The organism is Streptomyces sp. CA-251247, from assembly GCF_050952975.1.
GTDB classification, from domain to species: Bacteria; Actinomycetota; Actinomycetes; order Streptomycetales; family Streptomycetaceae; genus Streptomyces; species Streptomyces achmelvichensis.
The window spans coordinates 2072381-2097290 of sequence record NZ_CP191861.1 but is presented as its reverse complement, the minus strand read 5'-3'; the positions used below and the strand labels follow the sequence as shown (position 1 = coordinate 2097290).

The 24910-nt window shown below is 72.0% G+C and carries 28 protein-coding genes and 1 pseudogene; 24 read left to right on the top strand and 5 right to left on the bottom strand.

Going from position 1 to position 24910, the window contains the following annotated elements; genetic code table 11:
• The first annotated feature begins 7 nt into the window (after positions 1 to 7).
• Genes ACQPWZ_RS09300 through ACQPWZ_RS09290 form a run of 3 tightly spaced genes read left to right on the top strand, consistent with a single transcriptional unit; the run spans position 8 to position 2587 of the window.
• Entirely contained in the window at positions 8 to 982 is a 975-nt protein-coding gene (locus tag ACQPWZ_RS09300; protein ID WP_433573793.1) for an ABC transporter ATP-binding protein, read from the top strand.
• Positions 979 to 1809, top strand: coding sequence for an ABC transporter permease (locus ACQPWZ_RS09295; RefSeq protein WP_433571092.1), 831 nt, complete (start codon positions 979 to 981; stop codon positions 1807 to 1809). Before ACQPWZ_RS09300 ends, ACQPWZ_RS09295 begins: the two co-directional genes overlap by 4 nt.
• Positions 1810 to 1843: 34 nt before the next feature.
• Positions 1844 to 2587, top strand: coding sequence for a hypothetical protein (locus ACQPWZ_RS09290; protein WP_433571091.1), 744 nt, complete (start codon positions 1844 to 1846; stop codon positions 2585 to 2587).
• Positions 2588 to 2867: 280 nt separating this feature from the next.
• On the opposite strand, the gene ybaK is transcribed toward ACQPWZ_RS09290, so the two are convergent.
• The 4 genes from ybaK to ACQPWZ_RS09270 form a co-directional block, all read right to left on the bottom strand.
• Positions 2868 to 3362 (bottom strand): Cys-tRNA(Pro) deacylase, encoded by a 495-nt coding sequence (ybaK, locus tag ACQPWZ_RS09285; protein ID WP_383245463.1) that lies wholly within the window; start codon positions 3360 to 3362, stop codon positions 2868 to 2870.
• A 16-nt stretch (positions 3363 to 3378) separates the two neighbouring features.
• Entirely contained in the window at positions 3379 to 4119 is a 741-nt protein-coding gene (locus tag ACQPWZ_RS09280) for an LON peptidase substrate-binding domain-containing protein (RefSeq protein WP_433571090.1), read from the bottom strand.
• Between the two features lie 11 nt (positions 4120 to 4130).
• Positions 4131 to 5153, bottom strand: coding sequence for a hypothetical protein (locus ACQPWZ_RS09275; protein WP_340472583.1), 1023 nt, complete (start codon positions 5151 to 5153; stop codon positions 4131 to 4133).
• A gap of 102 nt (positions 5154 to 5255) precedes the next feature.
• Entirely contained in the window at positions 5256 to 6857 is a 1602-nt protein-coding gene (locus ACQPWZ_RS09270) for an oxidoreductase (RefSeq protein ID WP_433571089.1), read from the bottom strand.
• A gap of 149 nt (positions 6858 to 7006) precedes the next feature.
• On the opposite strand from ACQPWZ_RS09270, the gene hisD reads away from it, so the two are divergent.
• The 11 genes and pseudogenes from hisD (at position 7007) to ACQPWZ_RS09215 (ending at position 16054) form a co-directional block, all read left to right on the top strand.
• Positions 7007 to 8356 carry a histidinol dehydrogenase gene (hisD, locus tag ACQPWZ_RS09265; RefSeq protein ID WP_356699239.1) on the top strand — a complete coding sequence of 450 codons (1350 nt, stop codon included), beginning with the start codon at positions 7007 to 7009 and terminating at the stop codon, positions 8354 to 8356.
• Positions 8353 to 9474, top strand: a complete 1122-nt coding sequence (locus ACQPWZ_RS09260; protein WP_433571088.1) for a histidinol-phosphate transaminase — start codon at positions 8353 to 8355, stop codon at positions 9472 to 9474. The genes hisD and ACQPWZ_RS09260 overlap by 4 nt, the downstream gene beginning before the upstream one ends.
• Entirely contained in the window at positions 9471 to 10064 is a 594-nt protein-coding gene (hisB, locus tag ACQPWZ_RS09255; protein ID WP_313946901.1) for an imidazoleglycerol-phosphate dehydratase HisB, read from the top strand. Before ACQPWZ_RS09260 ends, hisB begins: the two co-directional genes overlap by 4 nt.
• Positions 10061 to 10228 carry a hypothetical protein gene (locus ACQPWZ_RS09250; protein ID WP_340472579.1) on the top strand — a complete coding sequence of 56 codons (168 nt, stop codon included), beginning with the start codon at positions 10061 to 10063 and terminating at the stop codon, positions 10226 to 10228. Before hisB ends, ACQPWZ_RS09250 begins: the two co-directional genes overlap by 4 nt.
• Positions 10225 to 10866, top strand: a complete 642-nt coding sequence (hisH, locus tag ACQPWZ_RS09245) for an imidazole glycerol phosphate synthase subunit HisH (RefSeq protein WP_340472578.1) — start codon at positions 10225 to 10227, stop codon at positions 10864 to 10866. The genes ACQPWZ_RS09250 and hisH overlap by 4 nt, the downstream gene beginning before the upstream one ends.
• Positions 10866 to 11591 carry a bifunctional 1-(5-phosphoribosyl)-5-((5-phosphoribosylamino)methylideneamino)imidazole-4-carboxamide isomerase/phosphoribosylanthranilate isomerase PriA gene (priA, locus tag ACQPWZ_RS09240; protein ID WP_313946904.1) on the top strand — a complete coding sequence of 242 codons (726 nt, stop codon included), beginning with the start codon at positions 10866 to 10868 and terminating at the stop codon, positions 11589 to 11591. Before hisH ends, priA begins: the two co-directional genes overlap by 1 nt.
• On the top strand, positions 11588 to 11986 hold the full coding sequence (locus ACQPWZ_RS09235; RefSeq protein ID WP_340472577.1) for a RidA family protein: 399 nt from the start codon (positions 11588 to 11590) through the stop codon (positions 11984 to 11986). Before priA ends, ACQPWZ_RS09235 begins: the two co-directional genes overlap by 4 nt.
• Positions 11983 to 12738 carry an imidazole glycerol phosphate synthase subunit HisF gene (gene hisF, locus ACQPWZ_RS09230; RefSeq protein ID WP_340472576.1) on the top strand — a complete coding sequence of 252 codons (756 nt, stop codon included), beginning with the start codon at positions 11983 to 11985 and terminating at the stop codon, positions 12736 to 12738. The genes ACQPWZ_RS09235 and hisF overlap by 4 nt, the downstream gene beginning before the upstream one ends.
• Positions 12739 to 12869: 131 nt before the next feature.
• Complete coding sequence (locus ACQPWZ_RS09225; protein WP_405568825.1) at positions 12870 to 14075, top strand: cytochrome P450 family protein; 1206 nt, start codon at positions 12870 to 12872, stop codon at positions 14073 to 14075.
• 93 nt (positions 14076 to 14168) lie between these two features.
• Positions 14169 to 14756, top strand: a complete 588-nt coding sequence (locus ACQPWZ_RS09220) for a helix-turn-helix domain-containing protein (RefSeq protein ID WP_405568823.1) — start codon at positions 14169 to 14171, stop codon at positions 14754 to 14756.
• Positions 14757 to 14799: 43 nt separating this feature from the next.
• Positions 14800 to 16054: pseudogene (locus ACQPWZ_RS09215) on the top strand (MFS transporter).
• Positions 16055 to 16129: 75 nt separating this feature from the next.
• Here ACQPWZ_RS09215 and ACQPWZ_RS09210 read toward each other — a convergent pair.
• A complete protein-coding gene (locus ACQPWZ_RS09210; protein WP_340472574.1) occupies positions 16130 to 16765 on the bottom strand; it encodes a TIGR03085 family metal-binding protein in 636 nt (211 codons plus the stop codon).
• 84 nt (positions 16766 to 16849) lie between these two features.
• Here ACQPWZ_RS09210 and hisI point away from each other — a divergent pair, with 84 nt between their 5' ends.
• The 10 genes from hisI to ACQPWZ_RS09160 all read left to right on the top strand — a co-directional run bounded on the left by hisI (position 16850) and on the right by ACQPWZ_RS09160 (position 24829).
• Entirely contained in the window at positions 16850 to 17215 is a 366-nt protein-coding gene (gene hisI / locus ACQPWZ_RS09205) for a phosphoribosyl-AMP cyclohydrolase (RefSeq protein ID WP_313946911.1), read from the top strand.
• An 11-nt stretch (positions 17216 to 17226) separates the two neighbouring features.
• Positions 17227 to 18753, top strand: coding sequence for an anthranilate synthase component I (locus ACQPWZ_RS09200; RefSeq protein WP_433571087.1), 1527 nt, complete (start codon positions 17227 to 17229; stop codon positions 18751 to 18753).
• Positions 18754 to 18759: 6 nt separating this feature from the next.
• Complete coding sequence (locus ACQPWZ_RS09195) at positions 18760 to 19413, top strand: TIGR02234 family membrane protein (protein ID WP_433571086.1); 654 nt, start codon at positions 18760 to 18762, stop codon at positions 19411 to 19413.
• A 133-nt stretch (positions 19414 to 19546) separates the two neighbouring features.
• Positions 19547 to 19822, top strand: a complete 276-nt coding sequence (locus tag ACQPWZ_RS09190; RefSeq protein WP_340472571.1) for an HGxxPAAW family protein — start codon at positions 19547 to 19549, stop codon at positions 19820 to 19822.
• A gap of 92 nt (positions 19823 to 19914) precedes the next feature.
• The gene (locus ACQPWZ_RS09185; protein ID WP_433571085.1) at positions 19915 to 20352 is read left to right on the top strand and encodes a DUF2752 domain-containing protein; all 438 of its coding nucleotides are present in this window, start codon (positions 19915 to 19917) and stop codon (positions 20350 to 20352) included.
• Positions 20353 to 20497: 145 nt separating this feature from the next.
• Entirely contained in the window at positions 20498 to 21307 is an 810-nt protein-coding gene (gene trpC, locus ACQPWZ_RS09180; RefSeq protein WP_340472569.1) for an indole-3-glycerol phosphate synthase TrpC, read from the top strand.
• An 8-nt stretch (positions 21308 to 21315) separates the two neighbouring features.
• On the top strand, positions 21316 to 21573 hold the full coding sequence (trpM, locus tag ACQPWZ_RS09175; RefSeq protein WP_405568813.1) for a tryptophan biosynthesis modulator TrpM: 258 nt from the start codon (positions 21316 to 21318) through the stop codon (positions 21571 to 21573).
• A 214-nt stretch (positions 21574 to 21787) separates the two neighbouring features.
• On the top strand, positions 21788 to 23086 hold the full coding sequence (gene trpB, locus ACQPWZ_RS09170; protein ID WP_433571084.1) for a tryptophan synthase subunit beta: 1299 nt from the start codon (positions 21788 to 21790) through the stop codon (positions 23084 to 23086).
• The gene (gene trpA, locus ACQPWZ_RS09165) at positions 23083 to 23907 is read left to right on the top strand and encodes a tryptophan synthase subunit alpha (protein ID WP_433571083.1); all 825 of its coding nucleotides are present in this window, start codon (positions 23083 to 23085) and stop codon (positions 23905 to 23907) included. Before trpB ends, trpA begins: the two co-directional genes overlap by 4 nt.
• A gap of 88 nt (positions 23908 to 23995) precedes the next feature.
• Positions 23996 to 24829 carry a DsbA family protein gene (locus ACQPWZ_RS09160; RefSeq protein ID WP_340472566.1) on the top strand — a complete coding sequence of 278 codons (834 nt, stop codon included), beginning with the start codon at positions 23996 to 23998 and terminating at the stop codon, positions 24827 to 24829.
• Positions 24830 to 24910 lie beyond the last annotated feature (81 nt).

Sequence of the window (24910 nt, the reverse complement as noted above, 5' to 3'; positions counted from 1 at the left end):
GAGTACGGTGTGCGTGGTGCGGCGACTGGTCAAGACGTACCCCGCCGTGCGCGCCCGGCGGGGGGTTCCCGCGACGCCCGAGGTGAGGGCCACCGACGGGATCAGCCTGGAGGTCCGGGGCGGTGAGATCTTCGGTCTCCTCGGCCCGAACGGCGCCGGCAAGTCCACCCTCGTACGCCAGCTGACCGGTCTGATGCGGCCCGACTCGGGCAGCGTCGAGGTGCTCGGCCACGATCTCGTACGCCACCCGGAGCGGGCCGCGCGGCTCGTCGGGTACCTCGGGCAGGAGTCCACGGCGCTGGACGAGCTGACCGTCGCGCTGGCCGCCGAGACGACCGGGCGGCTGCGCGGACTGACCACCCGGGACGCGCGGGCCGAGCGGGACTCCGTCCTGGAGGAGCTCGGGCTGACGGCGCTCGCCGGGCGGCCGCTGAAGAAGCTGTCCGGCGGGCAGCGCCGACTGGCCTGCTTCGCCGCCACGCTGGTCGGTGAGCGCCCGCTGCTGGTTCTGGACGAGCCGACGACCGGTATGGACCCCGTCGCGCGCCGCGCGGTGTGGGCGGCCGTCGACCGGCGCCGCGCCGTGAACGGAACGACGGTCGTGCTCGTAACTCATAACGTGATCGAGGCGGAGACCGTCCTCGACCGTGTCGCCGTCCTGGAGCGCGGCCGGGTGATCGCCTGCGACACCCCGGGCGGGCTGAAGGAACGGGTCGCGGGTGAGGTGCGGGTCGAGCTGGTGTGGCGGGACCGGGCGCCGCTGGACGTGCCCGAGGTCGCCGCGCTGCACGGCTCCGCGCAGCAGTCGGGGCGCCGCTGGGTGCTGCGACTGGCGCCCGACGAGGCGCGGGCCGCGGTCGCCGCTGTGACGGGGGGAGCGGCGTTCGCCGCACTCGACGACTTCACGCTGACGACGCCCAGCCTGGAGGACGTGTACTTGGCGCTCGGGGGGAACGCGACGAAGGGGCTGGTCAAAGCGTGAGCATCGTTCCCGCGGAGGCGGTGTCCGGGAAAACCGGACAGATCAGGGTCCACAGCGCGGCGGCCGAACCCGCCGCGCCGCTCGCACCACGGGCCCGGCTGCTGCCGGCCCTCGGTGCCGTGTACCGCGCGCAGCTGTCGCGGGCACGGGTGGCCAGGATCCCGCTCCTCTTCGTGGCGACGTTCCAGTCCGTCGGGATCATGGTCCTGATGCGCGGGGTCGTGGACGGCGGTGCCGAGGCGCGTGCCGTCGTCGCCGGCTCCTCGGTCCTCGTCGTCGCGTTCGTCGCGCTGAATCTGCTCGCCCAGTACTTCGGGCAGCTGCGGGCCACCGGTGGTCTGGACCACTATGCGACCCTGCCGGTGCCGCCCGCGGCCGTGGTGCTCGGGGCGGCCGGCGCGTACGCCTCCTTCACCGTGCCCGGCACGATCGTCACCGCCGTCACCGGCAGCGTGCTGTTCCAGCTGCCCATGACGCATCTGTGGGTGCTCGTGGCGGTGATCCCGCTGAGCGGGGCCGCGCTCGCCGGGCTCGGCGCGGCGCTCGGCCTGCTCGCACCGCGCCAGGAATTCGCCACACTGCTCGGCCAGTTGGGCATGTCGGCCGCGCTGCTGCTGGGAGTGCTGCCGGCGGACCGGCTGCCGGGGCCGATCTCGTACGCGCGTGATCTGCTGCCGTCGACGTACGGCGTCGAGGCCCTTGCCAGGACCTTCGAGGCGAGCCCCGACTGGGCCGTCGTGGCGCTCGACCTCGCCGTCTGCGCGCTGGTGGGCGTCGTTTCGCTGACGGTCGCGACGTGGGCGTACCGGCGGGCGGCGGTCCGGTGAGGCGCCGGACGAACACGTTTGGCACGATGGCGGTGTGACTGCACCGCTGACACCGCCGCATCAGCCCTCCCCGAACGATCCGTGGCAGACGCCGCCGACCGGTCCCGTACCCGCGTACCCGCACCACGGGGCCGAGGGGCACGAGGGGGCGCACCCCGACGACCCGGACCTGAGGACGGATCTGCGGGACAGCGCCGTGGTGCTGGTCGCGGTGGCGGTCGCGGGCGTGGCGCTGGGGCTGCTGTGGCTGTGGCTGGCCCCCCGGGTGCCGCTGATCTCCGACGGCAAGGCGGTGTTCCTGCGGGACACCGAGGGCGAAGAGGCGATGGGAGCAGACGGAACGTTTGCCCTGCTCGCACTCGCCTTCGGCGCGGTGAGCGCGGCGGTGCTCTTCCTGCTGCGCAGGCGCGGCGGAATCGCGCTGGTGGTGTCGCTCGCGGTCGGCGGCCTGCTCGGCTCACTGCTGGCCTGGGGCATCGGTATGTGGTTCGGCCCCACGGACGACGTGGTCGCCCACGCCCGCGAGGTCGGCAAGGGGGTCGTGTTCGACGCGCCGCTGGAGCTGAACGCGTACGGGGCATTCCTGGCGTGGCCGGTGGCGGCGATGGTGGTCCACCTGGCACTGACGGCGCTGTTCGGCCCACGGGACGTGGAGCCGGAGTGGGATGCCTACGGTCCCCGGGACGGCTCGCAACACGGCCCGCAGGACGGTCCTCAGCACGGTCCGCAGGACGGTCCTCGGCACGGTCCGCAGTCCGGCCCGCGGCACGGCGCCTGACCCGGGCCGGTCACCCGGTCCCGGCCGGGGCTCCTGCCCCGGGACTCGATCTGCGGCTGCTCACCCGGTTGATGCCGCGGCGCACCCGCGCCGCGAGCGGACAGCCGTGAGGGCCACCCTCCGCGGCACGGGCGCGGCCGTCACGCCGGGCGGTGGCCGTGGTTGGACTTGCGGGTGCGCCACTTGCGCTTGCGGGTGCGTTTGGACATGAGGCTGTACCTCCACATCGGACTTCCGCGTACGGATGGTCCTAGTCGAGGCGGCCCCTGCCGTCGAGCCCCTACGCGCGGCCGATCGGTGCCAGCACCGCGGAGGTGAGGGCCGCCAGGTCCGACGGGGAGAGCTCGACCTCCAGGCCGCGGCGGCCCGCCGAGACACAGATCGTGGGGTGGCCGGCCGCCGACTCGTCCAGCACGGTGGGCAGGCGCTTGCGCTGGCCCAGCGGCGAGATCCCGCCACGGACGTAGCCCGTCGTGCGTTCCGCCGCCGCCGGGTCCGCCATCGTCGCGCGTTTGCCGCCGACCGCCGTGGCCAGGGCCTTGAGATCCAGCTTGCCCGCCACCGGCACCACCGCGACCGTCAGTTCGCCGTCGACGTCCGCGACGAGCGTCTTGAAGACCCGGTCGGGGGAGACACCGAGCGCCTCGGCCGCCTCCTCCCCGTACGACGCGGACGCCGGGTCATGGGCGTACTCGTGCACGGTGAACTCCGTGCCCGCCGCGGTCAGCGCGACCGTCGCGGGTGTGCCGCCCGGCTTCCTGGGCTTCTTCGCCACGTCGAGGGGCTCCTGTTCAGTTGGGGCTCGTCGGTGCCCGCGTCAGATCGACCGCGGGCAGCGACGGAAGATGCCGGATCACCGCGGTCTCCGCGCGCAGCAGCGTCAGTTCCTCGCGCAGCCGCGCCGCGGTGTCCTTCGCCTCCAGGAGCCGCTGCTTCGCGGGGGTGTCCAGCACGGCCGCCGCCGCGACCAGATAGGACACCACCGACGGCTCGTCGGGCAGATCCGCTCCCGTGGACAGCGAGCGCTCACGGGCACCCGCCAGCCGCTTCTGGTAGCTGCGGAAGGCCCGCAGCACACCCTCGGCGAGCGCTCCCGCGCCCTCCCCGGTCTCTTCCGGGAGCTCTTCCACCTCGGCCGTCAGAAACGGGCCGTTCGCGTCGACCGAGAGCAGCCGGATCCGGGTCGTACCGGTGGCGAGCACCTCGAAGCTGCCGTCGTCGCGCTCACGGATGGTGGCGGCGTCGGCGATGCAGCCCACGGGGTGGAAGGCCTGGACGGGATCGTCGCCGAAGCCCGCCGTGGGGCCACGCTCGGGCAGAGCGGTCTGGTCCGGCATCCCGGGCAGCGTCGGCGCGACCTCGCGGCCGTCGCGGATGGCGACCACGGCGAAGCGGCGCGGCTCGGACTCGTCCGTCTTCAGCAGTTCGCGCATGAGGGCGCGATAGCGCTCCTCGAACACGTTCAGGGGCAGGACGAGACCCGGGAACAGCACCGAGTTGAGCGGGAAGAGGGGGAGACGTGCGGTGGTCACAACGGTCAAGCCTAATGGTCCGCGGACCCGCTCCGTCCGGCCCTTGCCCGCAGAGGTCTCGCGGAAGCGATCTGCAGCCGTACCGCGTCCCGTGCGTCGAGGAACCGGCCGAGCGGATCGTCCGAGAGGTGGTTCCACGGGAAGGATGTGGCATACGGCCCGATGAGCCGGAACTGCTCCAGCGCGGGTTCCCAGCGCTGCCGCCCCGCCAGCACGTACGCCGTCAGGTTGCGGACCTCCGCGGGCCACGGGTCGCCGGGCTCGTAGTCCGCCGAGAGGGCGACCGCGAGATCGGCCGCCGCGTCGATCCGGTCGTCCTGGACGGAATTGGTGTCCCCGCTCAGCAGTTGCGCGAAGGCCGCCCGCACCGGCAGCGCCTGCACCAGGGAACCGGGCAGCGCGTCGGCCGCCGCCTGCTCGGCGAAGTCGAAGCACTCGCGGTGCGAGCCGTACCACTGGGCGGACAGGTACTGCAGGGCCGCGACGTGGCATCCGTAGTGGTGCGACGAGCGGCGGACGGCCTGCTCCCACAACGATTCGAAGGCCGTGTGCGTGGCATGCGTCCCGCGCGCGTGGTCCAGGGCGATCCGCCACGGCACCGGATCGTCCGGGTCTCCCTCCGCCGCCGCGTCCAGCAGCGGGCCGACCTCGCGCAGCCGCTCGGCGCGCGCCGGTGACTCCCAGGCCCGGCGGACGGCCAGCTCCGCCTTGAGGACCAGCGCGTCCGGGTCGCGGGGCGCGACGGCGAGCCAGGAGGTGAGCCATTCGTCCCGGTTCAGGGCGAAGGCGGCGAGCCGCAGAACGTAGCGGTCCCGGTCCTCCCAATCGGCTGATTCCCGTGTGGTCGCGAGCAGTTTGGCGGCCGGTTCCCACTCCCCGAACGCTGCCGCCACGAGGGCAGGACTGAGCCGTTCATCGGGCGCGTCGAGCAGAACCGCCTGGTCGGGCGGCAGTCCGTGGGCGATCCGCGGGGCGGTGCGGACCCTCCGTGCGGTGCGCATCAGGGCTCGAAGCAATGACATGGTGCGGACCATTGAAAACCGCAGGTGGGGGCGGCGCCAGAGGATTGCTGTGAAGCTTTGGTGGCGGCCGGATGGTTGTCCTGACGGAAGCCAAGAGAGCGTAAAGAAAGTGACTCAGCCGCGCCGCAGGAGACGGGACGCGCCGGCCGCGACCGTCGTCGCGAGAATCCACCCCAGCAGCACCAGCGCGGCCGCGGCCCATTGCCAGCGGCCGTCAAGCAGCCAGTAGCCGTCCTGGCCGAGATTGATCACTGGCACCAGCAGATCCAGCGCGTACAGCGGGGCGTTCCACTCGGGATGCTCCCCGGACTTGATCGGCGCCGGTTCCACCTGGGAGAAGGCGACCGTGCCGGCCGCCCACAGCACCGCCATCCACAGCGCGGCCCGGCCGGGCCGGTAGCCGTACGCCACCGTCCAGTCCTGGAGCAGGCCCCACAGCTTCCCGGCCAGCGGCAGCGTTTCGCGGCGCCGGCGCTGCTTGGCCAGCAGCACCTCCCGGGCGTCCTCGTCCTCGCCGCTGTTGCGCAGCACGGTCGCGAGGCGTTCGTACGGCTCGGGGGAGTACTCGGGGGTCGCCGAGGCCACCCATTCCAGCCGTCTGCTCAGCGGGAACTCCTCGTAGGGGACGAGGTTCTCGTAGACGAACCCGCCCATCGCGAGGCCTCCCGGGCCCGGCCAGCTGACCGCCATGTCGATCAGAGTGACGACCTTCGCGCCGTTCAGCACGACCCGGCCCTCCTCGGGGCGCTCGGCGCTGAACCGCAGCTCGGGTGTCACGATCCGGCGCAGTGACAGCTCCTCGCCCGCGTTCAGCACGAACCGCGCACGGTTCAGATCGACCGCGTCACCGAAGCGGCCGTCATCGAGACGCACCCCGCCCCGGCACTCGAACGGCTGAAGTCTCGTCCCGCGCCCCGTGGTGCTGCCCCGCGGGGTGCCGAACGGGGGAGTGGCGCCCTGGTTGCCGGTGGCCTCGCTGACCCACGCGCCCGTCATGTAGAGCGTCCGCTCCACGCTGAGCTGGGGTGCGTTCAGCGCCCGGCGCTCGCCCGCGGCCCGCAGTCTGCTGCCGCGCAGGCTGAGCGAGACGCCGACCTTCGCGCCGCGCAGGCTGAACTCTCCGTATGTCTCTATCAGTTCCGCCTGTAAGTCCTGCGCGACCGACATGCCGTCCGCGGTGATCGCCCGGCCTCTGCGGTCGGGCCGCACATGAATCTGGTTGATCAGCAGGTCGGTGCCGATCTGGGCGTCCGTGAGGCGGATGCCGTGCTCGATGCGGCAGCGCGGCAGATGCAGATCACCCTCGGTGCGCAGCCGGGCCGCCTCGATCCGCGGGATCGCGCAGCCGACCATGCGCACGGTGGTGAAGTGCGCCTCGGGCATGAGTAGTTCGTTCTCGAAGCGGCAGCCGTTCAGCTCGACGTACGGGGCGATGCTGCCGCCGGCGAGCTTGAGGGTGCCGGTGATCTGGATCCCGCGCAGCTTCAGCGCGGCCACCCGGCCGGGGCGGGCGGTCGGTCCGCTCAGCAGCAGCCGGGCGACGATGGACGCGCGGACACTGCGGTCGGGACCCCAGGGGCGTGGCGAGAAGGGGTCGTTCAACAGGGGATTGGGATCGCTCAGGTCGTATGTGCTTCCGTTCCGGAAGGCGTTCCACATGCGTTCCTCGGGCGGGCTCAGCCCGTCGGGAGGACCGTCGTCCAGCGGCTCGGTCACTGCCGCTCCTCCGCTTCCTTGGCTCGTACAGCTGTTCTTCCCGCTGAGTAACCAACTGAACGCATGTGGTCATGGTCAAAAAGAGTGGCGTGTATCAGCCATTGATACGGACGATCGGAGGCCGGACCAGGTCTGAGAGAATTGTCTGCGTGATCTCTCGAATCGATCTGCGCGGCGAGGCCCTCCCCGAGGGCGCTGCTCTGCGTGACCTGTTGCCCCGTGCCGAGTTCGACGTGGAAGCCGCCCTGGAGAAGGTGCGGCCCATCTGCGAGGACGTGCACCATCGGGGCACGGCGGCGCTGATCGAGTACGCGGAGAGGTTCGACGGCGTCACGCTGACGCAGGTGCGGGTGCCCCGCGCCGCGCTCACCGAGGCCCTGGAGCAGCTCGACCCCGAGGTCAGGGCCGCGCTGGAGGAGTCGATCCGGCGCGCCAGGATCGTGCACCGGGCGCAGCGCCGCGCCGAGCACATCACCCAGGTCGTCCCCGGCGGCACGGTCACCGAGAAGTGGGTGCCCGTCGAGCGCGTCGGGCTCTACGCCCCGGGCGGCCGTTCCGTCTACCCCTCCTCCGTGATCATGAACGTCGTGCCGGCGCAGGAGGCGGGCGTCGAGTCGATCGCGCTCGCCTCCCCGCCGCAGAAGCCCCGTTTCGACGGCGACCCGGCCGGCGGCCGGCCGCACCCGACGATCCTGGCCGCGTGCGCGCTGCTCGGCGTCGACGAGGTGTACGCGGCCGGCGGCGCCCAGGCCGTCGCGATGTTCGCGTACGGAACCTCCGGACCCGACGGGTGCGCCCCCGCCAACATGGTCACCGGTCCGGGCAACATCTGGGTCGCCGCCGCCAAGCGCTACTTCACCGGACGGATCGGCATCGACACCGAGGCCGGCCCGACCGAGATCGCGGTCCTCGCCGACGACACCGCCGACCCGGTGCACGTCGCCGCCGACCTGATCAGCCAGGCCGAGCACGACCCGATGGCCGCCGCGGTGCTGGTCACCGACTCCCCGGAGCTGGCCGACGCGGTCGAGAAGGAGCTGGAGCCGCAGGTCGCGGCCACCAAGCACGTGATCGACCGGATCCTGCCCGCGCTGGCGGGCAAGCAGTCCGCGATCGTCCTGGTCGACGACATCGAGGCGGGCCTGCGGGTCGTCAACGCCTACGGCGCCGAGCACCTGGAGGTCCAGACCACTGACGCCGCCGCGGTCGCCGCCCGCGTCCGCAACGCCGGAGCGATCTTCGTCGGCCCCTGGGCCCCCGTCTCCCTCGGCGACTACTGCGCGGGCTCCAACCACGTCCTGCCGACCGGCGGCTGCGCCTGCCACTCCTCGGGTCTGTCCGTCCAGTCGTTCCTGCGCGGCATCCACATCGTGGACTACAGCCGCGACGCCCTCGCCGAGGTCACCCACCACGTGGTCACTCTCGCCGAGGCCGAGGACCTGCCGGCGCACGGCGCCGCCATGAAGGCGCGTTTCGGCTGGAAGGTGCCGCAGAAGTGACCGGCATCGACGATCTCCCCATCAGGGACGAGCTGCGGGGCAAGTCCCCGTACGGCGCGCCCCAGCTGGACGTGCCCGTCCGGCTGAACACCAACGAGAACCCCTACCCGCTGCCCGAGGCGCTGGTCGACCGGATCACCGAGCGGGTCCGGGAGGCCGCCCGCGGCCTCAACCGCTACCCCGACCGCGACGCCGTCGAGCTGCGCACCGAGCTCGGCCGCTACCTCACCCGCACCACCGGGTACGAGGTGGCCGCCGCGGGCGTCTGGGCGGCGAACGGCTCCAACGAGGTCATCCAGCAACTGCTCCAGACCTTCGCCGGGCCGGGCCGTGTCGCCATCGGCTTCGAGCCCTCGTACTCGATGCACGGCCTGATCTCCCGGGGCACCGGCACCGCCTGGATCTCCGGGCCGCGCCACGCCGACTTCACCATCGACGTGGCGGCGGCCCGGGAGGCCGTCGCCGAGCACCGGCCGGACGTCGTCTTCATCACCTCGCCCAACAACCCCACGGGCACCGCGGTCGACGCCGAGACCGTCGTCGCGCTGTACGACGCGGCCCAGGCGGCCAAGCCGTCCCTGGTCGTGGTCGATGAGGCGTACGTGGAGTTCAGTCACCGCCCCTCGCTGCTGCCGCTGATCGAGGGCCGGCCGAACCTGGTGGTGTCGCGCACCATGTCCAAGGCCTTCGGCGCCGCCGGGCTGCGTCTGGGCTATCTCGCCGCCGATCCCGCCGTGGTCGACGCCGTCCAGCTGGTCCGCCTGCCGTACCACCTGTCGGCCGTCACCCAGGCCACCGCGCTCGCCGCCCTCGAACACACCGATACCCTGCTCGGGTACGTCGAGCAGCTGAAGACCGAGCGGGACCGCCTGGTCGCCGAGCTGCTCGCCATCGGGTACGAGGTCACCGAGTCCGATGCCAACTTCGTGCAGTTCGGACGGTTCCCCGACGCGCACGAGGCCTGGCGGCAGATCCTCGACCACGGCGTCCTGGTCCGTGACAACGGCGTACCCGGATGGCTGCGGGTCACCGCCGGCACCCCCGAAGAGAACGACGCGTTCCTCGATGCGGTTCGCGCTTTGATGAAGGAACGCAGCAAGAAGGAGCAGAGCGCATGAGCCGCGTAGGACGGGTCGAACGCACCACCAAGGAGACGTCCGTCGTCGTCGAGATCGACCTCGACGGCACCGGGAAGGTCGATGTCGCGACCGGGGTCGGCTTCTACGACCACATGCTCGACCAGCTGGGCCGGCACGGGCTGTTCGACCTCACCGTGAAGACCGAGGGCGACCTCCACATCGACTCGCACCACACCATCGAGGACACCGCACTCGCGCTCGGCAACGCTTTCAAGCAGGCGCTCGGCGACAAGGTCGGCATCTACCGCTTCGGCAACTGCACCGTGCCCCTGGACGAGTCCCTCGCCCAGGTCACCGTGGACCTGTCGGGACGTCCGTACCTCGTGCACACCGAGCCCGAGAACATGGCGCCGATGATCGGCGAGTACGACACGACGATGACCCGGCACATCCTGGAGTCGTTCGTCGCGCAGGCCCAGATCGCGCTGCACGTGCACGTGCCGTACGGCCGCAACGCGCACCACATCGTGGAGTGCCAGTTCAAGGCGCTGGCCCGCGCCCTGCGTTACGCGTCCGAGCGCGACCCGCGCGCGGCCGGCATCCTCCCGTCCACGAAGGGCGCCCTGTGACCGGCCTCTCCACCGTCCTCATCGTCGTCGGGCTCTTCCTCGCCGGCGGTGTGTACTCCTTCATCAAGCAGGACATGCCCCGGGGCCTCGTCGTGCTCCTCGGCATCGGGTCCGTGATGTGCCTGGTCGCCGGTGTCCTGCGGATCCAGGGGATCTGGGAATGAGCACTCCGAAGAAGGTCGTCGTCTTCGACTACGGGTTCGGCAACATCCGCTCCGCCGAGCGGGCGCTGGCCCGGGTCGGCGCGGACGTCGAGATCACCCGTGACTTCGACACGGCGATGAACGCCGACGGACTCCTCGTCCCGGGCGTCGGCGCGTTCTCGGCCTGTATGGACGGCCTCAAGCGGGCCCGCGGCGACTGGATCATCGGCCGCCGGCTCTCCGGCGGCCGCCCCGTCATGGGCATCTGCGTGGGCATGCAGATCCTGTTCGGCCGCGGCATCGAGCACGGCGTGGAGACCGAGGGCCTCGACGAGTGGCCCGGCACGGTCGGCCCGCTCAAGGCGCCCGTCGTCCCGCACATGGGCTGGAACACCGTCGAGGCGCCCGCCGGCAGCAAGCTGTTCGCCGGCACCGACGACGACACCCGGTTCTACTTCGTGCACTCCTACGCCGTGCACGAGTGGGAGCTGGAGGTCACCAACGCCGCCATCCGCGCCCCCCAGGTCACCTGGGCCACCCATGGCGAGCGCTTCGTGGCCGCCGTGGAGAACAACGCGCTGTGGGCGACCCAGTTCCACCCCGAGAAGTCCGGCGACGCCGGCGCCCAGCTGCTGACCAACTGGATCGAGACGCTGTAATGCCGAAGCTTGAACTCCTTCCCGCAGTCGACGTCCGCGACGGCCAGGCCGTCCGGCTGGTGCACGGCGAGTCCGGCACCGAGACGTCCTACGGCTCCCCCCTGGAAGCCGCCCTGGCCTGGCAGCGCTCGGGCGCGGAATGGCTGCATCTCGTTGACCTGGACGCCGCGTTCGGCACCGGTGACAACCGCGAGCTGATCGCCGAGGTCGCGCGCGCCATGGACATCAAGGTGGAGCTGTCCGGCGGCATCCGCGACGACGCCTCGCTCGCCGCGGCCCTCGCCACCGGCTGCACCCGGGTCAACCTGGGCACGGCCGCCCTGGAGACCCCGGAGTGGGTCGCCAAGGTCATCGCCGAGCACGGCGACAAGATCGCGGTCGGCCTGGACGTCCGGGGCACGACCCTGCGCGGCCGCGGCTGGACCCGCGACGGCGGCGACCTCTACGAGACGCTGGCCCGCCTCGACTCCGAGGGCTGCGCGCGGTACGTCGTCACCGACATCGCCAAGGACGGCACCCTCCAGGGCCCCAACCTGGAACTCCTGAAGAACGTCTGCGCCGCGACCGACAAGCCGGTCGTCGCCTCCGGCGGTGTCTCCTCGCTCGACGATCTGCGGGCCCTCTCCTCGCTGGTCCCCGCCGGTGTCGAGGGCGCGATCGTCGGAAAGGCGCTGTACGCCAAGGCGTTCACGCTGGAAGAGGCGCTCGCGGCGGTGTCGGCATGACCGATTCCGTACGCCGTCTCGCCTCGGAGAACCCGTGGGAGGAGTCCTTCGGCTACTCCCGCGCCGTCGAGCTGCCGACCGGCCTGGTCCTCGTCTCCGGCTGCACGTCGACCGTCGGCGGCCAGATCTCGGCGGGCGGCCCCTACGAGCAGGCGGTCACCGCGTTCGGTGTCGCCATCGACGCGCTGAAGGAGCTCGGCCTCGGCCGGGAGCACGTGGTGCGGACGCGGATGTACCTCACGCACGCCCGTGACGTGGACGACGTCGGCCGCGCGCACAAGGAGCTGTTCGGCGAGGTCCGCCCCGCCGCGTCCATGATCATCGTCTCCGGCTTCGTCGACCCCAGCCTGGTCGTCGAGGTGGAGGTCGAGGCGTACCGGGGAGGTGCCGGATGAGTCTGGCGGTCCGTGTCATCCCCTGTCTGGACGTGGACGACGGACGGGTCGTCAAGGGGATCAACTTCCAGAACCTGCGCGATGCGGGCGACCCCGTCGAGATGGCGAAGCTGTACGACGCCGAGGGGGCCGACGAGCTCACCTTCCTCGACATCACCGCCTCCTCGGGCAACCGGGAGACGACGTACGACGTGGTGCGGCGCACCGCCGAGCAGGTCTTCATCCCGCTCACCGTCGGCGGCGGTGTCCGCTCGGCGGAGGACGTCGACAAGCTGCTGCGGGCGGGTGCCGACAAGGTGGGCGTCAACACGGCGGCGATCGCCCGGCCCGAGCTGATCCGTGAGATCGCCGAGCGCTTCGGCCGGCAGGTGCTGGTGCTGTCGGTGGACGCCCGGCGTACCGCGTCCGGTTCGTTCGAGGTCACCACGCACGGCGGCCGCGAGAGGACCGGCATCGACGCCGTCGAATGGGCGCACCGGGCCGCCGAGTTGGGGGCGGGCGAGATCCTGCTCAACTCGATGGACGCCGACGGCACCAAGGACGGCTACGACACCGAGATGATCGCGGCGGTGCGCAGGCATGTCACCGTGCCCGTGATCGCCAGCGGCGGCGCGGGCCGGCTGGAGCACTTCGCGCCTGCGGTGGACTCCGGCGCGGACGCCGTCCTCGCGGCCTCCGTCTTCCACTTCGGCGATCTGCGGATCTCCGAGGTCAAGGAGACCCTGCGCGGATCCGGTCACCCCGTGCGCTGAGGCCGGGCGACGGTCCGGGACGCCGGGCGGACTGTCCGAGACGCAGGACAAACTGTCCGAAAACTGGCGTCCGTCCCTCCTGTGGGCCGGGTTAGCGTGCCGTTGGACCCATGATGAACAGGGGGAACAGCATGGTGACCCGGCCCATTGCCGATCTCGCGGAACTCAGTCCGCACTTCGTCAGCGACCCGTATCCCGTCTACGCCAGGCTCCGCGCGGAGGGGCCCGTCCATCACGTGCGCGCTCCCGACGGCGAGGAGCTGTGGCTCGTCGTCGGGTACGAGGCGTGCCGTACCGCCTTCACCGATCCCCGGCTGAGCCGGGACTGGATGAAGTCCGGTGACATCACCCAGATCGTGAACACGGACCAGGACCAGCCGGCGCTCGCGCACATGCTGATGTCCGACCCCCCGGACCACACCCGCCTGCGGCGGCTGGTGGCACGGGAGTTCACACCGCGCCGCATCGAGGCGCTCGCCCCGCGTGTCCAGCAGATCACCGACGAACTGCTGGACGCCATGACGTCGGCGGAGGAGCGGCGGGCCGACCTGGTGGCCTCGTTCGCCTTTCCGCTGCCCATGACCGTCATCTGTGAGTTGCTGGGCGTGCCCGGGATGGACCGCGACGCCTTCCGCGGCTGGTCCAACGAGATGGTGGCGCGCACCAGTGCGGAGGCGGAGGCGCAGGCCTACCAGGAGACGACGGCCTACCTCCGGGAGCTGATCGCCGCCAAGCGCCGGGACCCGGGTGAGGATCTGCTCAGCGCGATGATCCACGCCGTCGACGAGGGCGGCGACCGGCTCTCGCCGGACGAACTCATCGGCATGTCCGTGCTGTTGCTCATCGCGGGGCACGAGACGACGGTCAACCTCATCGGCAACGGCATGCGCGCGCTCTTCGCGCACCCGGACCAACTCGCCGCGCTGCGTGCGGACTTCTCGCTGCTCGACGGGGCGATCGAGGAGATGCTCCGCTACGACGGCCCGGTGGAGGCCTGCACGGACCGACTGGCCCTCGCGGACGTGGAGATGGAGGGCGTCACGATCCCGGCGGGCTCCACCGTCCTGATCGCGATGGCGGACGCCGACCGCGACCCGGGGCGCTTCAAGGACCCGGACCGGTTCGACATCCGCCGCGACGCGCGCGGCCACATCGCCTTCGGGCACGGTCTGCACTACTGCCTCGGCGCGCCGCTGGCCCGGCTCGAAGGCCGCATCGCGATCCGCGGACTGCTGGAGCGCTTCCCTGGAATGGCGCTCGACGCGGAGGTGGCGGACCTCCCCTGGATGCCGGGAATGCTGATCAGGGGCGTACGGAAGCTGCCGGTGCGCTGGTGACGCCCGCCCCCTGACCCGTCGGGACCTGCGATACGAAAGAGAAGTTGCGCAAATCTTATTGCGCAACTTCTCTTTCGTATCTACGGTCGGGTCATGGCGGACCACGAGACCCAGCGCATCACCGACGTCGAGGCCCTCAAGGTCTTCACCCACCCCCTGCGCATCAAGCTCTACCGCGCCCTCTACATGGCCCGCACCGCCACCGCCTCCCACCTCGCCGACCAGGTCGACGAGGCCGTCTCGCTGGTCAGTTACCACCTGCGCAAGATGGCCGAGCACGGGTTCATCGAAGAGGCGCCGGAGGCGGGCAAGGACGGCCGCGAGCGCTGGTGGCGCCTCTCCACCGAGCTGGGATTCACCTTCCGCACCTCGGACTTCGACGGCCCCGAGGGCGCGGCGGTCGCCGGCACCGTCATCCGCCGGCTCGTCGACACCCGCACCGAGCGGTACGCGGCCTACCTCGACCAGCAGGCCGCCTGGCCCGACGAGTGGACGGACGCCGCCTTCAGCTCCGAGTACGTGCCCCGTCTCACCTCCGCGGAGCTCCAGGAGATGGCCGACGAGATCGGTGAGCTGATGCGCCGCTGGACCGACCGGGGCCGCGCCGCCGAGGAGAGCGGTGACACGGCAGGGCGTGAGCACGTCGCGGTGCACATGTACGGATTCCCCTTCCGCCCCTGACGCCTTCTGCGACGCCTGCGTCCTCCTGCCCGAAGGAGCCCGAGTGACCGCGACCGAGACCGCGACCTCCAGCACCCGCATACCGGCCCGCGCCGCCCATCGCGACGGGAACGTCCTGCGGTGGCTCGGCGCCTACGCCGCCTCCCTCGTCGGCGACAGCATCTACTTCCTCGCGCTCGGCTGGGCCGCCGCCCAGATCGCCGGGCCCGCCCAGGTCGGCGTGGTGATGGCCGCCGGAGCCGTGCCCAGAGCACTGCTCATGCTCGGCGGCGGAGTGATCGCCGACCGCTTCGGCCCGCGCCGGGTCGTCATCGCCTCCGACGCCGTCCGCTGCGCCGTGATCCTGGCCGTCGCCGGCGCGCTCGCCCTCGCCACGCCCGGATTGTGGCTGCTGATCGCCGCGGCCCTCGTCTTCGGCGCGGTCGACGCCCTGTTCATGCCCGCGGTCGGGGCCCTGCCGCCCCGCATCACCGACGCCGGGCAGCTCGTACGCGTCCAGGGACTGCGCGCCCTCGTCCAGCGCGTCGGCACCACCACCGGCCCGCCCCTCGCCGGATTCGCGATGGGAACCGGTGGACCCGCGGCCGCCTTCGGTGTCGCCGGAGGCCTGTTCGCGCTCTCGCTGGTCCTGCTCGTCGCGGTGCGGATCGCACCGCTGCCCGGGGGCATCGGCCAGGACCGGGGCGAACCCCCCCTGGCAGCAGTTACGCGACGGACTGCGCCACATCCGCCGCCATCCGCTGATCGGCCCGCTCGTCCTCTCCGGAGCCCTCAGCGAACTCGGAGCCATCCCGCCGCTGAACGTCGGTCTCGTCCTCCTCGCCGACGAGCGCGGCTGGGGGCCGTCGGGCGTCGGCTGGATCCTCGGCGCCTTCGGGGTCGGCGCCGGAGCGAGCGCCCTGCTGCTCACCGCCGCCCGCCGCCTGCCGCGCGCCGGGGCGGTCCAGATCGCGGCCCTCCTCGTCGGCAGCGCCGCCATCGGCTCGCTGGCGCTGGCGCCCGCGCTCGTCACGGCCGTGGCCCTCGCAGGTGCCACGGGCCTGGTCGCGGGCGTGTGCGGGGGACTGGCGATCGCGCTGATCCAGAGCGCGACCGACCCGGCCTACCTCGGCCGGGTCAGCTCGGTCATGGCACTCACCAGCGTGGGCATCGCCCCGCTCGCGTACCCCCTCTTCGGGTTCGCGACCGACAGCTTCGGCACCGTGCCCGTCTTCCTCGCCTGCGGCGCGATCAGCATGACGGGTGCGGCCGTCGGGCTCCTCACCCCGGTTGTCCGCCGCGCCGAACTCGTGCGCTGACTGCCGAGGTCATATCCGCACAGTCTCGTCCGGTTCCCCGCGTCCGGGCGGACGACGACCCTGTGCGGACACTCCCTACATCCCGAGCTGGCCCATGTCCCGCAGCCGGGCCACCGCGTCCTTGTCGCCCTCCAGCTCCACCTGGGCCGCGTCCTGCCGGCCGAACGCGAAGACCGTCAGCTCACCGGGCTCACCGGTGACCGTGACCACCGGCGTGCCGCGATGACCGACCGCCGTCTGGCCGTCGGGCCGCCGCAGCACCAGGCCCACCGGCGCCTTGCGGCCCAGCAGCCGGGCCGCCTTCTCCAGCCGCGACCACAGCGCGTCCTCGAAGACCCGGTCCAGCGTGCGCGGGGTCCAGTCGGGCTGCGCCCGGCGCACATCCTCGGCATGCACGAAGAACTCGACCGTGTTCGCGGCCTCGTCCACCTGTTTGATCCCGTACGGCGACATCCGCGGCGGTCCCGTACGGATCAGCCGGATCAGCTCGTCGTACGGCCGGGCCGTGAACTCGGCCATCACCCGGTCGAGCCGGCTCCTGAGCAGCGGGATCATGATCCCGCCGGCCGCGTCGGCCCGCCGCTCACGCACCACCACATGGGCCGCGAGATCCCGGGTCGTCCAGCCGTCGCACAGGGTCGGGGCATCGGGGCCCGCCGCCTCCAACAGATCGGCGAGCAGAAGTCGTTCACGCTTCGCATGGGTCGACATGTCCGCCAGCCTACGGCGGCGGCACACGGTCCGCCCAGTGGACATACCGTCCACCGCGCGCCCGCAACACGGCACAATGGCCGTATGACCAGCAGTGTCCCCGCCAGCTCCCTCGATCCCGCCGTCGCCGAACGCCTCAAGCGCGACGCCGGCGGGCTCCTCCCGGCCATCGCCCAGCAGTACGACACCGGTGAGGTGCTGATGCTCGGCTGGATGGACGACGAGGCCCTCCACCGCACGCTGACCACCGGCCGGTGCACCTACTGGTCGCGCAGCCGCCAGGAGTACTGGGTCAAGGGCGACACGTCGGGTCACGTCCAGCACGTCAAGTCCGTCGCCCTGGACTGCGACGCCGACGCCATCCTCGTCAAGGTCGACCAGATCGGGGCCGCCTGCCACACCGGCGACCGCACCTGCTTCGACGCCGACGTGCTCCCGCTCGGCAAGTAGGCTCAGCCGCCATGGATCTCGACACCTTCCGGAAGCTGGCCGCCGACCGCCGCGTCATCCCCGTCAGCCGCAGGCTCCTGGTCGACGGCGACACTCCGGTCGGGCTCTACCGCAAGCTGGCCGCCGAACGTCCCGGCACCTTCCTGCTGGAGTCCGCCGAGAACGGGCGGTCCTGGTCCCGCTACTCCTTCGTCGGGGTCCGCAGCGCCGCCACCCTCACCGAACGTGACGGTCACACGCACTGGCTCGGCACCCCGCCCGTCGGCGTCCCCACGGACGGCGACCCGCTCGCCGCCCTGCGCGCCACCGTCGAGACCCTGCACACTCCCACGCCCGGCGACGTCGGTGGGACCCACACGAGCGACCCGGCGTCCGGCATGCCGCCCTTCACCGGCGGCATGGTCGGCTACCTCGGCTACGACATCGTCCGCAGGCTGGAGAAGATCGGTCCGGGCGAGCGCGACGACCTGAAGCTCCCCGAGCTGACGATGCTGCTCACCTCGGACCTCGCCGTGCTCGACCACTGGGACGGCACCGTCGTGCTGATCGCCAACGCGATCAACCACAACGACCTCGACACCGGTGTCGACGAGGCGTACACGGACGCCGTCGCCCGGCTCGACGCCATGGAGGCCGACCTCGCGCGGCCGCTGGCCTCCGCCCCCGCCGTTCTGCCGCCCTCCGAACTCCCCGACTTCACCGTCCCGTGGGGCGGGCCCGACTACCAGGCCGCCGTCGAGGACATCAAGGAGCGCATCCGGGCGGGCGAGGCGTTCCAGGTCGTCCCCTCGCAGCGGTTCGAGACCCCCTGCGCCGCCAGTGCTCTCGACGTCTACCGGGTGCTGCGGGCCACCAACCCGAGCCCGTACATGTACCTCTTCCGCTTCGACGGCTTCGATGTCGTCGGCTCCAGCCCCGAGGCCCTGGTCAAGGTCGAGGACGGGCACGCCATGGTCCACCCCATCGCGGGCACCCGGCCGCGCGGCGCGACCCCGCAGGAGGACCAGGCACTCGGCGACGAACTGCTCGCCGACCCCAAGGAGCGCGCCGAGCACCTGATGCTCGTCGACCTCGGCCGCAACGACCTCGGCCGGGTCTGCGAGCCGGGCAGCGTCGAGGTCGTCGACTTCATGTCGATCGAGCGCTACTCCCACGTCATGCACATCGTCTCGACCGTGACCGGCCGCGTCGCCGCGGGCAGCACCGCCTTCGACGTGCTCACCGCCTGCTTCCCCGCCGGAACCCTCTCCGGAGCGCCGAAGCCCCGCGCGATGCAGATCATCGACGAGCTCGAACCCTCCCGGCGCGGGCTCTACGGCGGATGTGTCGGTTATCTCGACTTCGCCGGCGACTCGGACACCGCGATCGCCATCCGTACCGCCGTGCTGCGCGAAGGAACCGCATTCGTGCAGGCCGGAGCGGGTGTCGTGGCCGACTCCGATCCGGTCGCCGAGGACACCGAGTGCCGCAACAAGGCGGCCGCGGTGCTCCGCGCCGTCCATACGGCCAACCGGCTGAACGGCCACACCGGGCGGTAAGGGATAGTGGGGGTCGTGAGTGCTGTACCTGTACCCCAGCCCCGCGCCGAATCGGCATCCGCCGCGTCCGCCGACAGCAGCCGCCGCAGCCTCGGCGCAGCACTTGTTCTCGGCGCCGCCGGCGCCACCGTCGTCCTGCTCGCCTCCGGTCAGATCTGGGCCGAGGGCACCGCGGCCGTCGGTGGCGGCAGCGTGCCGCTCGACGCCGACGGCAGCGACGTCACCGGAGTGCCCACCGCTCTCGCCATCGTCGGCCTGGCCGCGCTCGTCGCGGTCTTCGCCGTCCGCAGGGCCGGCCGGTTCCTGGTGGCCGCGCTGCTCGCCCTCAGCGGCGCCGGTGCGGCCGTCACCGCCTTCCTGGGCGCGTCCGACAGCGCGGCCCTGGACGAGAAGGCGGCGACGACCACCGGCGACACCGCCGCCACGGTCGGCGCACTCACCCACACCGCCTGGCCCTATGTGACCGCGGCCGGCGGTCTGCTGATCCTGCTCGCCGGACTGCTCGCGCTCCGCTACGGCAGGCAGTGGCCCGCCATGTCGGGCCGCTACGAGCGGGACGGCACCCCGAGGCCCCGCAAGGCGCCGGTCGTCGACCCCGACCGCCCCGAGGACCTCTGGAAGGCACTGGACCGCGGCGAGGACCCGACCCGCGAGACATGACCCCCCGGGGCCGAGACGTGACCGCCACCCCTGGCACAGGGCACGTCACGGCGTACGGGACAATGGCGGGTGAGCTACCGGCTCACCATCGAGCAACAGCTCACCACAGAGCAACGGCAACGAGGAGCAACTCATGGCGGGCAGCGCCCACGGACACACCCCGGCCGCCTGGACCGGTGTCATCATCGCTTTCATCGGCTTCTGCATCGCCGGAGTCTTCATGGTCGCGGCCAACCCGCTCGGCTTCTGGGCCGGCATGGGCGTCGTCGTCGCCGGCGGTCTGGTCGGCCTCGCGATGAGGGCCGCCGGTCTCGGTATGCCGAAGGCCGAGAAGGCCGCCCAGGAGCGGGCCCGTGCGCAGGCGGCCACCGCCCCCGCGCAGCCCGCCTCGGCGCAGACCTCCGCCTGACACCGCCAGGACCTCACGACGCAAGGGCGCAGACCGGCAGAGGCCGGGCTGCGCCCTTGCGTTCCGACGGAGACAATCACGGGGTGGACGCCATGCCTTCTTCCGCGACACCCGCTCGCGCCCCCGGGCCCGCCCCGCTCGCGCGACGTCTCGCCGCCCCCGTGGCCTCTCTCGCGGGAGTCGCCGCCGCCTTCGCCTACGTCGGCGCGGTCGACCCCAACGAACCAGGTCACTACCCGGTCTGTCCGCTCCTGCGGCTCACCGGGATCCTCTGCCCGGGCTGCGGTGGTCTGCGCAGCGCCCACGCCTTCGCCCACGGCGACCTGGCGGCGGCCCTCGGTGCCAACGCCGTGGCCGTCGTCGGCTACGGCGTCTTCGCCGTGGTGATGGCCCTGTGGCTGATTCGCGCCGTCCGCGGTGTGCCGATGCGGATCGCCGTCGCCCCCGTCTGGTGGTGGTCGCTGGGCGCCGTCCTGCTGGTCTTCAGTGTGGTGCGGAACCTGCCGTTCGGCTCTGCGCTGGCCCCGTGAGGGGCCGCCCGGCAGGTGCCGCAGGGGCGTCGAAGTCCCAGGTAGTGGGACAGGCGTCAACCGGATGCGAGGCCGAGGGCCTCCTGCGGATACCATCGACATGGCTGATCCTGAACCATCACCGTCCCGGAAGGGGGCCGCTCGCGTGAGTGTGCTCGACGAGATCATCGAAGGCGTACGCGCCGACCTCGCAGAGCGGCAGGCGCGCGTCAGCCTCGACGAGCTCAAGGAGCGCGCCGCCAAGGCTCCCGCCGCCAAGGACGGGGTCGCTGCACTGCGCGGCGAGGGCGTCCAGGTGATCTGCGAGGTGAAGCGCTCCAGCCCCTCCAAGGGCGCGCTCGCCGCGATCGCCGACCCCGCCGCGCTCGCCGCGGACTACGAGGCCGGGGGCGCCGCCCTCATCTCCGTCCTGACCGAGGAGCGCCGCTTCGGCGGCTCGCTCGCCGATCTGGAGGCCGTCCGCGCCCGGGTCGACGTACCCCTGCTGCGCAAGGACTTCATCGTCACGGCGTACCAGCTGTGGGAGGCCCGCGCGTACGGCGCCGACGTCATCCTGCTGATCGTCGCCGCTCTGGAGCAGGAGGCCCTGGTCTCCCTCATCGAGCGTGCCGAGTCGATCGGGCTCACGCCGCTGGTCGAGGTGCACGACGAGGACGAGGTCGAGCGTGCGGTGGACGCCGGCGCGAAGATCATCGGGGTCAACGCCCGCGATCTGAAGACGCTCAAGGTCGACCGGGGCACCTTCGAACGGATCGCCCCCGAGATTCCGTCCCACATCGTCACGGTCGCCGAGTCCGGTGTGCGCGGTCCGCACGACCTGATCGCCTACGCCAACGCGGGCGCCGACGCCGTACTGGTCGGAGAGTCCCTGGTCACCGGCCGGGACCCGAAGGCGGCCGTCGCCGACCTCGTCGCCGCGGGCGCCCACCCGGCGCTGCGGCACGGCAGGAGCTGACACCCGCCATGACCGCCGCCCGCACCACCGCCACGCCGCACCGGACGCCCACGCGTCCCGGGACGGCGACGGCGGCCGTGCGCGCGGCACGGGCGGCGCTCGCCGCGGCCCGTGATCCGTACGCCCGTCTGGCCCGGGGCTGCAAGCCCCGCGGCTGCCGCGCCCCCGCCCGCCGGGTGCACGGCCGGCGCGTGCGGTACGTCATCGGCTCGGAGCCGGGCCAGGTCAACGGGATGCGATGGCGCGGGGCCGGCGCGCGCGACTGACGCCGGGCGGTTCCGGATTCCAGGGGTGAAGCCCCCGGTACGGCCGTCGCGGTGTCCGTGATCGCCGGACGGGCCGATGTGTACGGACCTCGCACCGCCGGTTGCGGCGCGGTGGTCCGGTGCGGAACCCCGGTCACAGCGGCGCGCGCGCATAACGTGTCCCCTTGCACACCCAGACTTCCGGGGCGTCAGCCCCTTCTGAGGAGTACGTCGGATGTCTTCTGACTTCTTCATCCCGGACCCCGAGGGTCAGGTCCCCAGCGCCCAGGGCTACTTCGGTGCCTTCGGCGGCAAGTTCATCCCCGAGGCCCTCGTCGCCGCCGTCGACGAGGTCGCCGTCGAGTACGACAAGGCCAAGACGGACCCGGCCTTCGCGGCCGAGCTCAACGACCTCATGGTCAACTACACGGGCCGCCCCAGCGCGCTGACCGAAGTGTCACGGCTCGCCGAGCACGCCGGCGGTGCGCGGGTCTTCCTCAAGCGGGAGGACCTGAACCACACCGGCTCGCACAAGATCAACAACGTGCTGGGCCAGGCGCTGCTCACCAAGCGCATGGGCAAGACGCGCGTCATCGCCGAGACCGGCGCCGGCCAGCACGGCGTCGCGACCGCGACCGCGTGCGCCCTGTTCGGTCTCGAGTGCACCGTCTACATGGGCGAGATCGACACCGAGCGCCAGGCGCTCAACGTCGCCCGGATGCGGATGCTGGGCGCCGAGGTCATCCCGGTGAAGTCCGGCAGCAGGACCCTGAAGGACGCCATCAACGAGGCGTTCCGCGACTGGGTCGCCAACGTCGACCACACCCACTACCTCTTCGGCACGGTCGCGGGCCCCCATCCCTTCCCGGCCATGGTGCGCGACTTCCACCGGGTCATCGGTGTGGAGGCCAGGCGCCAGATCCTGGAGCGCGCCGGCCGTCTGCCGGACGCGGCCGTCGCCTGCGTCGGCGGCGGTTCCAACGCGATCGGGCTGTTCCACGCCTTCATCCCGGACGCCGGTGTGCGCCTCGTGGGCTGTGAGCCCGCCGGGCACGGCATCGAGTCCGGCGAGCACGCGGCCACCCTGACCGCGGGCGAGCCCGGCATCCTGCACGGCTCGCGCAGCTACGTCCTCCAGGACGAGGAGGGCCAGATCACCGAGCCGTACTCGATCTCGGCCGGACTGGACTACCCGGGCATCGGTCCCGAGCACGCGTACCTCAAGGACAGCGGGCGCGGGGAGTACCGCGCGGTCACCGACGACGCCGCGATGCAGGCCCTGCGGCTGCTGTCCCGCACCGAGGGCATCATTCCGGCGATCGAGTCGGCGCACGCGCTGGCCGGTGCGCTGGATCTCGGCCGGGAGCTCGGCAAGGACGGCCTGATCGTCGTCAATCTGTCCGGACGCGGCGACAAGGACATGGACACCGCCGCCCGCTACTTCGGGCTCTACGACCGTGAGGCGGACGCCGTGGTCGAGGCGGACACCGCCGCCGAGAACGGCGAGGGCGAGATCAAGGGGGACGCGAAGTGAGCGGCAACATCCAGCTGTTGAGCGACACCCTGGCGCGGGCCAAGGACGAGGGGCGTGCCGCGCTCATCGCCTACCTCCCGGCCGGCTTCCCGACCGTCGACGGCGGTATCGAGGCAGTGAAGGCCGTCCTGGACGGCGGCGCGGACATCGTCGAGGTGGGGCTGCCGCACAGCGATCCCGTCCTCGACGGACCGGTCATCCAGACCGCCGACGACATCGCCCTGCGCGGCGGCGTCAAGATCGCCGACGTGATGCGCACGGTCCGCGAGGCGCACGCGGCGACCGGCAAGCCGGTCCTGGTGATGACGTACTGGAACCCGATCGACCGCTACGGCGTCGAGCGCTTCACGGCCGAGCTCGCCGAGGCCGGCGGCGCGGGCTGCATCCTGCCCGACCTGCCGGTCGAGGAGTCCGGCCTGTGGCGCGAACACGCCGAGAAGCACTCTCTCGCCACCGTCTTCGTCGTCGCTCCGAGCAGCAAGGACGCCCGGATCGCGCGGATCACCGAAGCAGGGTCCGGCTTTGTGTACGCGGCCTCGCTGATGGGGGTCACCGGCACCCGCGCGTCGGTCGGCGCGCAGGCCCAGGACCTGGTGAGCCGCACCCGGGCCACCACCGAGTTGCCGGTCTGCGTGGGCCTCGGGGTCTCCGACGCACAGCAGGCCGCGGAGGTCGCCGCGTTCGCCGACGGGGTGATCGTCGGGTCCGCGTTCGTGAAGCGGATCCTCGACGCCCCCGACACCGCCGCCGGCCTCGCGGCCGTCCGTGCGCTGGCCGCGGAGCTGGCCAGGGGCGTGCGCAGGGACGGGCAGGCCGGGTAGCCGGGTCATCCCTCTCGTACGGCTCGCTCGTACGAGTGGATCTGGACCGGGGAGGCGCTCACGTGCCTCCCCGGTTCGTTTGCGGGATGTGAGTGAGAACCAGGACCGGAAGAGGACCGCGCGCGAGCGGCTCCAGCAGGAACGTGAGCAGCACAAGGCGCGTGAGAAGCGCCGCCGGGTGCTGATCGTGTCGGCGGCGGTGGTGGCCGTGCTGGGCCTCGCGGCCGTCGTCGGCGTGATCGCGGCCAACTCCGGCACGAAGAAGGACAGCGGCTCCCAGGCCGGCCCCCTCCTCGCGCCCGCCGGCGTGCAGGGCAAGGACCGGCTGGCGATCCCGGTGGGTGCGGACGACGCCCCCTCCACGCTCACGATCTGGGAGGACTTCCGCTGCCCGGTCTGCGCGCAGTTCGAGAACCTCTTCCGTGACACGATCCACGAGCTGGTCGCGGCCGGTCAGATCAAGGTCGAGTACCACCTCGCCACCATCATCGACGGCAACATGGGCGGCAGCGGATCCCTGCGTGCGGCCAATGCCGCGGCGTGCGCCCAGGACGTCGGCGACTTCGCCCCGTACCACGACGTGCTCTTCCAGAACCAGCCGCCGGAGCCGGACGACGCCTTCGGCAACAACGACCGGCTGATCGAGCTCGCGGGCAAGGTCGAGGGGCTCGACACCCCCGGATTCCGCAGCTGTGTGGAGGACGGCAAGCACGACAGCTGGGTCGCCAAGTCCAACACGGCCTTCCAGAACGGCGGCTTCCGCGGCACCCCCACCGTCCTGCTCAACGGCGAGTCGGTCTTCCCGGCCAAGGGCAGCGAGCAGATCTCCCCGGCCAACCTGAAGAAGTGGGTCACCGAGGCGAACAAGGGCAAGAAGCCGGGCACCCAGCAGTCCGCGCCGGCGCCGAGCCCGTCGTCCTGACCGCCCGGCGGAGCCGCGCCGCGGCACGCCGCTCGTTATCAGGACGTTGCCGGGTGGGTTGCCGTGTCTCCCACCCGGCAG

Excerpts from the sequence above, each read along its gene's own strand:
- ACQPWZ_RS09210 (WP_340472574.1), bottom strand. The coding sequence starts at position 16,765 with ATGTCGACCCATGCGAAGCGTGAACGACTTCTGCTCGCCGATCTGTTG.
- hisF (WP_340472576.1), top strand. The coding sequence starts at position 11,983 with ATGAGTCTGGCGGTCCGTGTCATCCCCTGTCTGGACGTGGACGACGGA.
- hisB (WP_313946901.1), top strand. The coding sequence starts at position 9,471 with ATGAGCCGCGTAGGACGGGTCGAACGCACCACCAAGGAGACGTCCGTC.
- ACQPWZ_RS09190 (WP_340472571.1), top strand. The coding sequence starts at position 19,547 with ATGGCGGGCAGCGCCCACGGACACACCCCGGCCGCCTGGACCGGTGTC.
- ACQPWZ_RS09235 (WP_340472577.1), top strand. The coding sequence starts at position 11,588 with ATGACCGATTCCGTACGCCGTCTCGCCTCGGAGAACCCGTGGGAGGAG.
- trpB (WP_433571084.1), top strand. The coding sequence starts at position 21,788 with ATGTCTTCTGACTTCTTCATCCCGGACCCCGAGGGTCAGGTCCCCAGC.
- hisI (WP_313946911.1), top strand. The coding sequence starts at position 16,850 with ATGACCAGCAGTGTCCCCGCCAGCTCCCTCGATCCCGCCGTCGCCGAA.
- ACQPWZ_RS09200 (WP_433571087.1), top strand. The coding sequence starts at position 17,227 with ATGGATCTCGACACCTTCCGGAAGCTGGCCGCCGACCGCCGCGTCATC.
- ACQPWZ_RS09185 (WP_433571085.1), top strand. The coding sequence starts at position 19,915 with ATGCCTTCTTCCGCGACACCCGCTCGCGCCCCCGGGCCCGCCCCGCTC.
- priA (WP_313946904.1), top strand. The coding sequence starts at position 10,866 with ATGCCGAAGCTTGAACTCCTTCCCGCAGTCGACGTCCGCGACGGCCAG.
- ACQPWZ_RS09275 (WP_340472583.1), bottom strand. The coding sequence starts at position 5,153 with ATGGTCCGCACCATGTCATTGCTTCGAGCCCTGATGCGCACCGCACGG.
- trpM (WP_405568813.1), top strand. The coding sequence starts at position 21,316 with ATGACCGCCGCCCGCACCACCGCCACGCCGCACCGGACGCCCACGCGT.
- ACQPWZ_RS09225 (WP_405568825.1), top strand. The coding sequence starts at position 12,870 with ATGGTGACCCGGCCCATTGCCGATCTCGCGGAACTCAGTCCGCACTTC.
- ACQPWZ_RS09220 (WP_405568823.1), top strand. The coding sequence starts at position 14,169 with ATGGCGGACCACGAGACCCAGCGCATCACCGACGTCGAGGCCCTCAAG.
- hisH (WP_340472578.1), top strand. The coding sequence starts at position 10,225 with ATGAGCACTCCGAAGAAGGTCGTCGTCTTCGACTACGGGTTCGGCAAC.